Origin of the sequence: Massilia sp., from assembly GCF_031995545.1 — a bacterium.
GTDB lineage: Bacteria > Pseudomonadota > Gammaproteobacteria > Burkholderiales > Burkholderiaceae_D > Telluria.
In genome coordinates this window covers 69,885-82,171 of sequence record NZ_DAMAGA010000007.1, presented here as the reverse complement: position 1 = coordinate 82,171, position 12,287 = coordinate 69,885, and the positions used below count along the sequence as shown (strand labels likewise).

At 66.2% G+C, this 12,287-nt stretch carries 10 protein-coding genes; 5 read left to right on the top strand and 5 right to left on the bottom strand.

The window, feature by feature from the left end; all coding sequences use genetic code 11:
• The first annotated feature begins 47 nt into the window (after window positions 1–47).
• Window positions 48–731, top strand: coding sequence for an OmpW family outer membrane protein (locus RTQ83_RS07685; RefSeq protein WP_312512869.1), 684 nt, complete (start codon window positions 48–50; stop codon window positions 729–731).
• A gap of 66 nt (window positions 732–797) precedes the next feature.
• On the opposite strand, the gene RTQ83_RS07680 is transcribed toward RTQ83_RS07685, so the two are convergent.
• Window positions 798–2,849, bottom strand: a complete 2,052-nt coding sequence (locus RTQ83_RS07680; RefSeq protein WP_312512866.1) for an EAL domain-containing protein — start codon at window positions 2,847–2,849, stop codon at window positions 798–800.
• A 341-nt stretch (window positions 2,850–3,190) separates the two neighbouring features.
• Here RTQ83_RS07680 and RTQ83_RS07675 point away from each other — a divergent pair, with 341 nt between their 5' ends.
• The gene (locus RTQ83_RS07675) at window positions 3,191–5,494 is read left to right on the top strand and encodes a hypothetical protein (RefSeq protein WP_312512864.1); all 2,304 of its coding nucleotides are present in this window, start codon (window positions 3,191–3,193) and stop codon (window positions 5,492–5,494) included.
• Between the two features lie 51 nt (window positions 5,495–5,545).
• Here the strand turns inward: RTQ83_RS07675 and RTQ83_RS07670 are convergent, their stop codons facing one another.
• On the bottom strand, window positions 5,546–6,748 hold the full coding sequence (locus tag RTQ83_RS07670) for an acyl-CoA dehydrogenase (protein WP_312512861.1): 1,203 nt from the start codon (window positions 6,746–6,748) through the stop codon (window positions 5,546–5,548).
• A 130-nt stretch (window positions 6,749–6,878) separates the two neighbouring features.
• A complete protein-coding gene (locus tag RTQ83_RS07665) occupies window positions 6,879–7,388 on the bottom strand; it encodes a flavin reductase family protein (RefSeq protein ID WP_312512858.1) in 510 nt (169 codons plus the stop codon).
• A 179-nt stretch (window positions 7,389–7,567) separates the two neighbouring features.
• On the opposite strand from RTQ83_RS07665, the gene msrA reads away from it, so the two are divergent.
• A complete protein-coding gene (gene msrA, locus RTQ83_RS07660; protein ID WP_312512856.1) occupies window positions 7,568–8,107 on the top strand; it encodes a peptide-methionine (S)-S-oxide reductase MsrA in 540 nt (179 codons plus the stop codon).
• 6 nt (window positions 8,108–8,113) lie between these two features.
• Here msrA and RTQ83_RS07655 read toward each other — a convergent pair whose 3' ends face one another.
• Together RTQ83_RS07655 and pdxH are read right to left on the bottom strand one after the other, a co-directional pair.
• The gene (locus RTQ83_RS07655) at window positions 8,114–9,370 is read right to left on the bottom strand and encodes a cyclopropane-fatty-acyl-phospholipid synthase family protein (protein WP_312512854.1); all 1,257 of its coding nucleotides are present in this window, start codon (window positions 9,368–9,370) and stop codon (window positions 8,114–8,116) included.
• 54 nt (window positions 9,371–9,424) lie between these two features.
• Window positions 9,425–10,624 (bottom strand): pyridoxamine 5'-phosphate oxidase, encoded by a 1,200-nt coding sequence (gene pdxH, locus RTQ83_RS07650; RefSeq protein ID WP_312512852.1) that lies wholly within the window; start codon window positions 10,622–10,624, stop codon window positions 9,425–9,427.
• Between the two features lie 100 nt (window positions 10,625–10,724).
• Between pdxH and tcdA the strand changes: the two genes are divergently transcribed.
• Together tcdA and RTQ83_RS07640 are read left to right on the top strand one after the other, a co-directional pair.
• On the top strand, window positions 10,725–11,624 hold the full coding sequence (tcdA, locus tag RTQ83_RS07645; RefSeq protein ID WP_312512850.1) for a tRNA cyclic N6-threonylcarbamoyladenosine(37) synthase TcdA: 900 nt from the start codon (window positions 10,725–10,727) through the stop codon (window positions 11,622–11,624).
• 48 nt (window positions 11,625–11,672) lie between these two features.
• Window positions 11,673–12,236, top strand: coding sequence for an FKBP-type peptidyl-prolyl cis-trans isomerase (locus RTQ83_RS07640; RefSeq protein ID WP_312512848.1), 564 nt, complete (start codon window positions 11,673–11,675; stop codon window positions 12,234–12,236).
• Window positions 12,237–12,287 lie beyond the last annotated feature (51 nt).

Sequence of the window (12,287 nt, the reverse complement as noted above, 5' to 3'; positions counted from 1 at the left end):
GGGCCTGCTCCGGTGAGCGGGCCCTTACACACGAATCAGGAGAAAACATGAAAGTACGTTTCAACAGCATGATCAAGCTGCTGGGTGTGGCTGCCGCGCTGGCCTTCGCGAACGGCGCCGCGGCGCAGTCGGCCGGCCAGCTGACCGCCAAGATCGGCGTCAACCAGCTGACCCCGAAAGTGGAAAGCGGCGACATCAGCGCGCCGGCACTGCCGGGCACCAAGGCCGCGGTCGGCAACGACATGCAGCCGGTGCTGATCTTCGCCTACGGCATCACCGACAATATCTCGACCGAAGTGGCGCTGGGCACCCCGTACAAGCACAAGATCTTCGGCGCCGGCGCGATCGAAGGCACCGGCGTGCTGGGCACCGTCGAGGCGCTGCCGCCGACCGTGTTCCTGCAATACCGCTTCTTCCAGCCGACCGCGGCCTTCCGTCCATTCATCGGCATCGGCGCCACTTACGCCTACTTCATGAAGGAACGCGGTTCGGCCAGGATGACCGCGATCACCAACCCGGGCAGCGGCGTGCCGACCACCTTCAGCATCGACAACAAGTTCACCTACACCGCGCAAGTGGGTATCGCGATGAACTTCACCGAGAAGTGGTTCGCCGACGTCACCGTCAACAAGACGCGCCTGCGCACCGACGTCAACTTCTCGACTGGCCAGACCCAGTTCATGAAGCTCGATCCGGTGGCGGTGGTGCTGGCTGTCGGCTACAAGTTCTGAGCCACAGTTCGCCGCACATGGAGCCCGCTTCGGCGGGCTTTTTATTGCGCGCCGGCGTTCGTGGCGTCAATGCAGGCCGCGTGCGTACTGCGTGAAATGCTCGGAGCTGAGCGCGCGCTGGTACAGGTAGCCCTGGTAGATATAGCACCCGGCATCGGATAAAAACTGGCGCTGCCCCGGCGTCTCGACCCCTTCCGCGATCACCTGCAGCCCCAGGCTGTCCCCCAGCGCGATGATCGAGCGCACGATCGAGGCGTCGTTCTGGTCGGTCAGCACGTCGCGCATGAAGGAGTGGTCGATCTTGAGCTGGTCCAGCGGCAGCTTGCGCAGGTAGGCCAGCGATGAATAGCCGGTGCCGAAGTCGTCCAGCGAAAAACTCAGGCCGCGCCGCTTCAGGGTGGCCATGGTGTGCGCCGTTTGCGAAAAGTCCGATACCACCAGGCTTTCGGTCAGTTCCAGTTTCAATCCCGACGGCTCGACCCCGCTGTGCTCGAAGATCTGGTGCAGCATGGCGACGAAATCCGGTTCGGTAAACTGGCGCGCGCTGACGTTCACCGACAGCGTCAGGCCAGCCGTCTCCTTCACGCGCTGCCAGCGCGCCAGCTCGGCGCAGGCGGTGCGCAGCACCCAGCGGCCGATGTCGATGATCATGCCGCTTTCCTCGGCCGCACGGATGAACTCGGCCGGATACAGCAGCTTGCCGTTGGGCAGGCGCCAGCGCAGCAGCGCCTCGGCCCCGAGCACGTGGCCGGACCGGTCCAGCTGCGGCTGGTAATGCAGCTCGAATTCGTCGTGCTGCAGCGCGCGCCGCAGGCCGCCCTCGAGCTGGGCGCGGGCCGACCACGCGGCCTGTACCGCCGGGTCGTGGAAGCGGAAGGTGTTGCGCCCCGACGCCTTGGCCTGGTACATCGCGGCGTCGGCCTGGCGCAGCGTCGATTCGACGGTGTCGACCGTGCCGCACAGCGTCACCACGCCCACGCTGACCGACAGCGTGTAGCCGAGGTCGGCCAGCTGGAACGGCGCCGCCATGGCGGCCAGTACTTTGCGCGCCACCGTTTCGGCCTGCAGCGCCGCCAGTTCGCGCGTGTCTTCCACCGGCTGCAGCAGGATCACGAATTCGTCGCCGCCCAGGCGCGCCACCATGTCCGATTCGCGCACGCAGTGTTCGAGCCGGCGCGCCACCGCCTGCAGCAGCAGGTCGCCGGCGGCGTGGCCCTGGCTGTCGTTGAGGTACTTGAAGTTGTCGAGGTCGCAGAACATCAGCGCCCCGCACTTGCGCGTGCGCGCGCTGCCGAGCAGGGCGCGGCGCAGGTGGTCGAGCAGGTTGGCGCGGTTCGGCAGTTCGGTCAGCGAATCGAAGAACGCCAGGCGGAAAATCCTGGCTTCGTTGATCTTGCGCTCGCTGATGTCAGTGCCGATCACCAGGATCTTCTGGGAAGCTTCGAGCCCTTCGTCCGGCGGCAGCAGGGTCCAGCGGGTATCGACGTCGAGCGTGCTGCCATCGCGCCGCACGTGATCCAGTTCGCCCACCCACTCGCCGTCGGCGACCGTGTGCGCGAAGGCCAGGTGGTACAACTCGGGCTTGTCGCACAACAGGTCGCAGAAGCGCTTGCCGTGCGCTTCCGACGCGCTCCAGCCATACAGGCGCTCGGCGCCGCGGTTCCAGTAATGGATGCGCGAATCCATGTCGAGCGCGATGATGGCGTCGCGCGCGCGCTGCAGATACGATGCCTGCTCCATCACCAGCTGGTCGGCCTGCTTGGGCAGCGTGAAGTCGGACATGAAGCCTTCCAGCATGCCCTGCCCATCGTTGGCCGGGTTGAGGGCGCCCTGTTCACATATCCAGCGCACGTCGCCGCCGGCGGTGCGGATGCGGTAGGTGACGTGGAAAGCCTGCTCCTGCGCCAGCGCCTCGGCGACCGCCTGTTCCACCTGAGCGCGGTCGTCGGGCAGGATCAGGCTGGCGAACGACAGGCCGGGTCGCGCGGTGAACGCGGCGGGCGAATAGCCGGTCAGCTGCTCGATGCCGTCGCTCAGGAACAGCATGCTCCATTCGCCATCGTTGAGGCAGCGGTAGGCGGCGCCGGGCAGGTTGCGCAGCAGCAGGTCAAGCGACATGGCGCTGCCCTGTTCAGGTGCGGATGGATCCAGTACGGGCAACGTTGGGCTCATCATGCCTCGCTGGCGAATGGGCGTCTATTACGACTGGGTCTGCCAATCAGACGTGGTGTTTACGATGGTAGCGCAAAAGTAGTGCATGTCTGGTATGCGATAGATCAAATGACATGCAATATGTTCAGATGAGATCGCCATACCACGGAAGGTGTCCTTCATTCTGCAAGGCGTGACAATTGCAGTATCTATTCATGCAGCATGGAATGTGCTGGCAATGTTCTTTTAGTAACCTTGCATGCTAGACTTCCCGCTTCCGGCCGCCGCGCCATGATCTCTCACGCCACGTGGCAACAATTCCCATCCTGCTCCACAGCATTCTCCTGATCGGCCTGCTATGCGCCGCGGCGCAAGCATTCGCGTCACAGACCGATCCGGCTGGCCGCAGCGGCTTACGCGCGCTGCGCATTGACCCCAATGCGGCGCCGCGCATCGACGGCATGCTGGACGATGCCGTCTGGCAGCGGGCGCCGGCGTTCACCGCCTTTCACAAGCATGCCCCGCGCGACGGTGCCCACCTGCCCGTCGGACTTGCGACCGAGGTGCGCCTGGTGGTCGACGATGACGCGCTGGTGTTCGGCATCCGCGCGCGCGATCCGCAGCCTGGCCTGCTGCGCGGCACACTGGCGCGGCGCGACAAGGTCGGCCTCGACCAGGATTTCATCGGCATCTGGATCGACCCGGTCGGCCATGGACGCAGCGCCCAGTTCGTGCGCATCAACACCTCCGGCGTGGTGACCGACGGCATGCACCGCGCCGAGGACGACGAAACCGACCTCGGGCCCGACTTCCCGATCGAGACCGCGGTGCGCCTGCTGCCCGACGGCTACAGCATGGAAGTGCGCTGGCCGCTGTCGAACCTGCGTTTTCCTTACATGGGCGGACGCAACTGGCAGATGATGGTCGAGCGCAGCATCCCGCATGCCGACGGCGCCTTGCTGGTATCGGCGCCGTTTCGCATCGATGCGCTGAGTCATTTGAGCTTCCTGCAGGAAGTCGAGGACATGGAAGCCACGGTGGCGGCGGTGCGCGACCGCGCCTTCCTGGAGTTGCGCCCGGAGCTGACGGTGCGGCGCGAACGCGCCAGCCTCCCGGGCGAGCGCACGCGCGGCCGGCAGGCCGCTCTGGGCCTGGAGATCAACGCCCGCCCGCGCGCCGACTGGGTCTTCAACGCCACCTTGAATCCCGATTACTCGCAGGTCGAGATCGACGAGCCGGTGTCGCAGGGGGCCGGCAACATCGCCTTCAGTCTGCCCGAGAAGCGCGGCTTTTTCCTGGAGAGCGCCGACGTGCTGGGCCTGCCGCTGGCGGCGTTTTATTCGCGCACGATCAACGATCCCGAATACGGTCTGCGCGCCACATGGCGCGCCGCCCATGCCGACTCGACCGCCATGAGCCTGCGCGACGAGCCGGGCGGCCTGGTGCTGCGCGGCCAGCCATACGCGACGCTGGAATACCTGCAGCCGCGGCGTACCGTGGCCAGCCTGTGGCGCGGGCGCTGGCACGGTGACGGTTGGCTGCTCGGCGGCTTCGCTTCGCAGCGCGACTACCATGCCTTCGGCAGCAACGACGTGCTCGGGGCCGATGCCCAGTGGCGCGGCGAAGGCGCGGACGGCGGGCAGCGCCAGGCCACGCTGGTGGCGATGCATTCGCGCACCGACGCCGGCTTCGACGCGGACGGGCGCCAGATGCGCCAGGCGCGGCGCTCGGGCAGCTACCTGTCGGGCAAGTTCATCCACAGTTCGGAACGCTGGTGGAACGAGTTCGTCGTCGAGGCAGTGGGGCCCGGTTTCGTCAACGACAACGGCTTCGTGCCGCAGGCCGGCATCGTCAAGGCCAGCGCCGAACTGAACCGTATCCTGGGCGGGCGCACGCTCGGGCCCTTGCAGCTGTATGAACTCGAGGCGCACCTGGGACTGCACCAGACCCGCACCCTGGCCGACAGCGTCAGCGGCCAGCCGGGCGGAGAAATCATCGACAGCAAGCTGCGCCCCGGCTTCTGGATGGCGGCGCCACTGCAGACCGGGTTGTGGGCCCAGCTCGGCTTCGACCGCCAGCGCGGCCGGCCCGGCGGCGCGCTGCACGCCGTGCCGGCATTGCACGTTGGGCTGGAAACGACGCCGGCGCCGTGGATTTCGCGGGTCGCGGCCGAGGTATCGCTCGGGCGCCAGCTGGACGTCGATGCCGACCGCGTCGGGCCGGGCGGGAATGCGACGCTGGACGTCGGCCTGCGCTTTCCGCTGCGGCGGGGCTGGGCGCTGGAACTGGACCATCACGTGTATCGGGCCTGGGTGCGCGGCACGCTGGGGCAACCGGCGTTTTCCGACACCGCCTGGCGCTGGCTGGCGCTGCTGCATTTCAGTCCGCGCGATTCGGTCCGCCTGCTGGCGCAGAATACCTGGGCCGCGCGGCGCGACGATGGCGTGACCCAGCTGCCGGCCTGGAACGATCGCCAGATCCACCGCTCGCTGCTGTACCGCTACCAGTGGCGCCACGGACGCATCGTGTCGTTCGGCGTGGTCGACGACAAGCTGCCGCTGGTGGACGAGCGCAGTCGGTCGCTGACCTTCAAGCTGCAGTGGGAAGTGTGAGGACGTCTTGATGACACCGCGCCGCCGGGAGAGGCGGCGCGGCAGGACGGGTCAGAACGCGGCGATGCCGGTCTGGGCGCGGCCCAGGATCAGGGCGTGGATGTCGTGCGTGCCTTCATAGGTGTTGACCACCTCGAGATTGACCATGTGGCGGATGATGCCGAATTCGTCCGAGATGCCGTTACCGCCCAGCATATCGCGCGCGGTGCGGGCGATGTCGAGTGCCTTGCCGCACGAATTGCGCTTCATGATCGAGGTGATCTCGACCGCCGCCGTGCCTTCGTCCTTCATGCGGCCCAGTCGCAGGCAGCCCTGCAGGCCGAGGGTGATCTCGGACTGCATGTCGGCCAGCTTCTTCTGCACCAGCTGGTTCGCGGCCAAGGGTTTACCGAACTGCTGGCGGTCGATCGTGTACTGGCGCGCGGTATGCCAGCAGTCTTCGGCCGCACCGAGCGCACCCCAGGCGATGCCGTAGCGCGCCGAGTTCAGGCAGGTGAACGGGCCTTTCAGGCCGCGCACTTCGGGGAAGGCGTTTTCTTCCGGGCAGAACACATTGTCCATCACGATCTCGCCGGTGACCGACGAGCGCAGGCCGAACTTGCCGTGGATTGCCGGTGCGCTCAGGCCCTTCCAGCCTTTTTCCAGCACGAAGCCGCGGATCGCGCCTTCGTCATCCTTGGCCCAGACCACGAACACGTCGGCCACCGGAGAATTGGTGATCCACATTTTCGAGCCGGTGAGCGCGTAGCCGCCGTCGACCTTGCGTGCGCGCGTGACCATCGAGGCCGGGTCGGAGCCGTGGTTCGGTTCGGTCAGGCCGAAGCAGCCGATCCATTCGCCGGTGGCCAGCTTCGGCAGATATTTCTGGCGCGTCTCTTCATTGCCGAATTCGTAGATCGGTACCATCACCAGCGACGATTGCACGCTCATCATCGAGCGGTAACCGGAATCGACACGTTCGACTTCGCGCGCGATCAGGCCGTAGGCGACATAGTTCAGGGCCGGGCCGCCGTACTGTTCCGGGATGGTCGGGCCGAGCAGTCCCAGTTCGCCCATCTCGCGGAAGATCGAGGTGTCCATCGCTTCGTGGCGGAACGCTTCCAGGATGCGCGGCCGCAGCTTGTCCTGGCAGTAGGCGGCGGCGGCATCGCGTACCATGCGCTCGTCGTCGGTCAGCTGGCTGTTCAGCAGCAGCGGATCATCCCAGTGGAACTGGGCGCGGGAAGGCTTGCGAGGCGAATCTGGAAGGCTCATCGGGAATCCTGTCTCTATGTTTTGGCGTACGCCGGCATGGCGGCTGCACCATTATAGAAACGCGCACTTCCTGCATCTTTTGAAACTGCGACAGGCATTTTCATTTTTGACCTGTCGCGCCCGGCGACAGTCAGCGCTGCGGCGTGCTGGCGAACTTGCCGCCGTGGAAGATCAGGGCCGGCTGGGGATGGACCTGGCATTGCTCGACTTCACCGACGAAGATGACGTGGTCGCCTTCCGGGTAGCGGCTGCGGTTGTGGCACTCGAACCAGGCCGACACGCCTTTCAGGATCGGCAGGCCGGTGCGCGACAGTTCGAACTCGACGTCGGCGAACGGGTTCTCGCTACGGCGCGAAAAGCGCATGGCGAGCTCTTCCTGGCCGGCCGACAGCACGTTGATCACGTAGTGCGAGTTGCCGCTGAACACCGGCAGGCTGTTGGCACCGGCGCCCAGGCTCCACAGCACCAGCGGCGGGTCGAGCGAGACCGAGTTGAACGAGCTGGCGGTGAGGCCGCGGAAACTGCCGTCGGCCAGGCGCGTGGTAATGACCGTCACGCCGGTCGCGAACTGCGACAGCGCATGGCGGAAATGGGTCGTATCGAAGCCGCGCGTGGTGGCGCGGGGAGAGCGTGTATTCATCGGTGTCCTGAATGTTGGCGCTCATTATGCCATTGACAAGCGAATCCGTGCCGCCACGGGCGGCGGGGGCCTGTTCACGCGCGCTGTTTGGAACCGCCGGTTGGCTGCCGCACTGCATGAACAGTCGCTTTGCGCTACATTAAGGCTTATCCAAACAGACTAATACCAAGGTGAATCTCATGAGTGAGCAAACAAGGGAAGTCGCCATCCTGGGTGGCGGATGTTTCTGGTGCGTGGAAGCGGTGTACCTGGAAGCGCGCGGCGTGACCAAGGTGGAATCCGGCTACATGGGCGGCCAGGTGGACAATCCGACCTACGAGCAGGTGTGCAGCGGCACCACCGGCCACGTGGAAGTGGTGCGGCTGGAATTCGATCCGTCGGTCATCGGGTACCGCGAGATCCTGGAGATCTTCTTCACCATCCACGATCCGACCACGCAAGACCGCCAGGGCAACGACGTCGGCCCGCAATACCGCTCGGCCATCTTCACCACCTCGCCCGAGCAGGAAACGACCGCGCGCAAGGTGATGGAAGAAATGCGCCTGGTGTGGGACGCGCCGATCGTTACCCAGATCCTGCCTGAAGATACCTGGTACAAGGCCGAGGAGTATCACCAGAATTACTTCGCGCAGCATCCGCTGCAGGGGTATTGCGCGTTCGTGGTGGCGCCGAAGGTGACCAAGTTCCGCAAGACGTTCGCGGATCGCCTGAAAGCGTAACGCCGCTCACGCATACATGTACAAACGCGACCACGGCATCTGCGCCGGGTCGCTCCCAGCCTTGCCGCACACGATCTGGTACAGGCTGATGCGGTCGTGGGCAAACGCATAGGCGCAGCCGGCCAGATAGACCTGCCAGATGCGAAAGCGGCGCTTGTCGGTCAGCGTGCGCAGCAGGTCGGCGTTGCGCTCGAAATTCTCGGTCCAGATGGCGCAGGTGCGCGCGTAGTGGCGGCGCAGGTTTTCCACGTCGCGCACTTCGAGGCCGCCTTCCTGCATCGCCTTGATCACCGTCCCCAGGTGCGCCAGCTCGCCGTGCGGAAACACGTATTCGTCGATGAACCGGCCGCCGCCGTAGGGCGTGGCGCCGTTGCGCGGATCGGTGTTGGTGATGCCGTGGTTCATAACGATGCCGCCCGGCGCCAGCAGCCGTTCCAGGCGCCCGAAATAATCCTTCAGGTGGCGCACGCCGACGTGCTCGAACATGCCGACGCTGGTGATGCGCTCGAACCGGCCTTCGATGTCGCGGTAGTCCTGCAGGCGGATCTCGATCCGGTCCTGCAGGCCGGCGCGTTCCACCCGCTCGCGCGCCAGCGTGGCCTGGTTCTCGGACAGGGTGACGCCGACGCAGCGCGCGCCGAAGCGGCCGGCCGCGCGCAGCACCAGCGCGCCCCAGCCGCAGCCGACGTCGAGCAGGGTCTGGCCGGGGCGCAGGTCGATCTTTTTGAGGATATGGTCGATCTTGCGCGTCTGCGCGGTGGCCAGGTCTTCGTCGCCGCGTTCGAAATAGGCGCAGGAGTACACCATGCCGGGATCGAGCCAGGCGGCGTAGAAGGCGTTGGAGACGTCGTAGTGGTAGCGCACCGCGTCGCGGTCGCGCTCGCGGGTATGCGGGGTTGTCGGGCGTGCGGGCTTTTCTGGCGCGGGGCTCAGATGCAGCAGCCGGGCCAGACTTTTCAAGGGGCCGCCCGGCCGCGCCGCGTTGGCCGCGCCCCAGGCCGCGAGCGCGTTGCCGACGTCGATGATGTCGGCCGCGCGCCCGATGACGTCGATCGCGCCTTCGACGTAGGCGCGTCCCAGGCTGTACAGGGAAGGGGAGCGCAGGTAGCGCAGCGCGCCCGGGCCCGGGATGCGGATGGTCACGCGCGGCGGGTCGGGCGAGAGGTCGGCGTGCTCGCCGTTCCATAGCTCGATGCGCAGCGGCAGCGTCAGCTGCTCGAGCGCGCCGCCGGTCGATACCGGCAGCTTGATCTGGTCCAACACGTCCACCCTCCCACGGTCGCGGAAGGCCGGCGTGTCAGGGACAGCGCCGCCGGCCTACGGTTGCAAGCGCTGGCGGGTCCAGCTGCCGTCTTCCTGCCGCTCGTACACGATGCGGTCGTGGAAGCGCGAACGCCGTCCCTGCCAGAATTCGATGCGCTCGGGGACCAGGCGGAAGCCGCCCCAGTTGTCCGGGCGCGCCGGGTCCTCGCCGGCCCTTTGCGCCACCGTTTCATAATTGGCTTCGAGCTGGGCACGGCTGGCGATGGGAGCGCTCTGCTGCGAGGCGATCGCGGACAGCCGGCTCTTGAGCGGACGGCTACGGAAATAACGGTCGCTTTCCTCGGGCGCAGTGCGCTCCACACGTCCTTCGATGCGCACCTGACGCTCAAGTTCGCTCCAGAAGAAGAGCAATGCGGCGTAGCTGTTGTCGCTCAAATCCCGGGACTTCTTGCTGTCGTAATTCGTGTACCAGGTGAAACCACGCGCGTCGAACTGCTTGACCAGCACGATGCGCGAACTCGGACGGCCACCCGCCGCCACGGTGGCCAGCGTCATCGCGTTCGGTTCGTTGACCTCGGCCTTCAGCGCCTGCTCGAACCAGGCGGTGAACTGCGCGATCGGGTCGTCCAGCACGTCGGCTTCGTCCAGCGTGGCCTGGCCGTAGTCCTTGCGCAGGTCGGCGACCGCCTGGCCGAGTTTGGGCGACAGCGGCGCGTTCGCATCGACCAGGCCGCGCCGCAGCTGCATCGACTGGCCCAGGCGCGCCATCTGCTCGGGCGAGAACAGACGCATCGCCATCGGCGCCATCGTGCCTTCCTCGCGCTCCATGTGCGCCGTGTAGCTGGCCACGAAGCGCGCCACGGTGGCGGCATTGAGCGCAGTGCCGGTGCCTTCGGCGATCGCGGTCAGCTGCTCGTGCAGGTCTTGCCACATGGCGTCCATGTCCTTGTGGTCCTGCAGGATGGTCGGCGCCAGCGCCTGCAGGGTGGCGGCGTCCTCGCCTTGCGCCACGGCGTGCAGCATCGGGATCAGGTCCTGCTCCTCGTCGTCGTGGTGCAGATGGGCGGCCTTGTCGAAGTAGCGCAGCACCGCGCTTGCGGCCTGGCGCGCCTGTTCGTCGGCGCCGTGCCCGGGCAGGTGGGCCAGCAGCTTTTCAAGAGTGGCCAGCTGCTTGCGGATGCGGCCGTGGCAGTGCTTGAGGACGGCGATCGGCTGGCTGAAATCGGGAGCGGTGTCGGGCAAAAGAGAGGTCATTGGCGTATTAGTGACACACAAGAATAGGAGACAGAGATTTTTGATTGACTAAGAGCTATTTTAGTGCAGTTGCGCAAGAGCGGTCCGCTACAATGCTGGGATGAACACGATCAACACCTCTATTTTTTCGGCAGCACTGGAAGAAGAAGTCGACTTCGCGCGTCGCTTCGGCGGCATCGCGCGCCTGTATGGCGAGCGTGCGCTGGAACGTTTCCGCGGGGCGCACGTTTGCGTGATCGGCGTCGGCGGCGTCGGCTCGTGGGTGGTCGAGGCGCTGGCGCGCAGCGCGGTCGGCCGCCTGACCCTGATCGACCTCGACAACGTGGCCGAATCGAACATCAACCGCCAGATCCAGGCCTTGAGCTCGACCGTCGGCATGCCCAAGATCGAAGCCCTCAAGCAGCGCATCGCCGGCATCAATCCGTTCTGCCGGGTAGACCTGGTCGAGGATTTCATCGATCCCGACAACATCACGACTCTGGTCGCGAATAAAGGTTTCGACTACGTGGTTGACGCCATCGACAGCGTCAAGCCGAAGGCGGCGCTGATCGCCTGGTGCCACGCCAATGCGATGCCGCTGGTGGTGGTGGGCGGCGCCGGTGGCCAGACGGATCCGACCAAGGTCGAGTTGCGCGACCTGGCGCGCACCGAGCAGGAACCGCTGCTCAAGAAGGTGCGCAAGATCCTGCGCGCGCAATATGGCTTCGCGCGTGGCGAGAAGCAGAAATACCACATCGATGCCGTGTTCTCGATGGAGCCGCTGCGCTATCCGGACAGCGGCGACGCCTGCGCGGTCGACCCGAACAGCATTACCGGCCTGAATTGCGCCGGCTTCGGTTCGAGCATGGTGGTCACCACCACCTTCGGCATGGTGGCCGCCGGCCAGGTGCTGCGCAAGCTGGCCGCAGCGGCGATGGCCGAGGCGGACGAAGCGGCCGCTGAACCGGTCCCGGCCGCCGCCGTGCAAGCTGGGCAAGGCGAAGCGGCCTTGCTATCATAGGTTCAGCCGTGATCGTGTCGGTCGCGGCCTTTTGATGGAAGAGACCACATGATTCGTCGATCCGCATTCATCGTCCTGCTGCTGGCGGCAGCGGGCGTTCAGGCGCAGCAGGAAGGCGCGCAGGACCCGAGCAAGCCGCCGATCCAGCCGCCGCCGGAAGCGCAGCAGCAGGCCACGCCGCCCGCCGCGCCAACCGCGGTGCCGCCGGCGGAACCGCAGCCGGCCACGCCGGTCCCGCAGGCAGCGCCGGAAGCGCCTGCGCCGCAGGTCGAGATCATCGACCGGGTAGTGGGCAAGGGTGCGGAAGCATCGGCCGGCAGCAAGGTCAAGGTCAACTACACCGGCTGGTTCCACAAGCCGCTGGCGCCCAAGCAGCGCGGCCGCAAATTCGATTCTTCGCTCGACGCCGGCCGCACGCCGATCGAATTCCAGCTCGGCGCCGGACGCGTGATCAAGGGCTGGGAGCAGGGCGTGGCCGGCATGAAGGCCGGCGGCAAGCGCACCCTGATCATCCCCAGCGCCCTGGCCTACGGCAAGCGCGGCGCGGGCGGCGGCGCGATCCCGCCGGATTCCGATCTCATCTTCGACGTGGAACTGCTGGACGTGAAATAACGTCGAAATCATTCATCGCGTCAGGCGACTTGACGCGGGTAACAAGTCTGC

Coding starts and splice junctions, on each gene's coding strand:
- RTQ83_RS07685 (WP_312512869.1), top strand. CDS start 48: ATGAAAGTACGTTTCAACAGCATGATCAAGCTGCTGGGTGTGGCTGCC.
- RTQ83_RS07680 (WP_312512866.1), bottom strand. CDS start 2,849: ATGTCGCTTGACCTGCTGCTGCGCAACCTGCCCGGCGCCGCCTACCGC.
- RTQ83_RS07670 (WP_312512861.1), bottom strand. CDS start 6,748: ATGAGCCTTCCAGATTCGCCTCGCAAGCCTTCCCGCGCCCAGTTCCAC.
- RTQ83_RS07665 (WP_312512858.1), bottom strand. CDS start 7,388: ATGAATACACGCTCTCCCCGCGCCACCACGCGCGGCTTCGATACGACC.
- msrA (WP_312512856.1), top strand. CDS start 7,568: ATGAGTGAGCAAACAAGGGAAGTCGCCATCCTGGGTGGCGGATGTTTC.
- pdxH (WP_312512852.1), bottom strand. CDS start 10,624: ATGACCTCTCTTTTGCCCGACACCGCTCCCGATTTCAGCCAGCCGATC.
- tcdA (WP_312512850.1), top strand. CDS start 10,725: ATGAACACGATCAACACCTCTATTTTTTCGGCAGCACTGGAAGAAGAA.
- RTQ83_RS07640 (WP_312512848.1), top strand. CDS start 11,673: ATGATTCGTCGATCCGCATTCATCGTCCTGCTGCTGGCGGCAGCGGGC.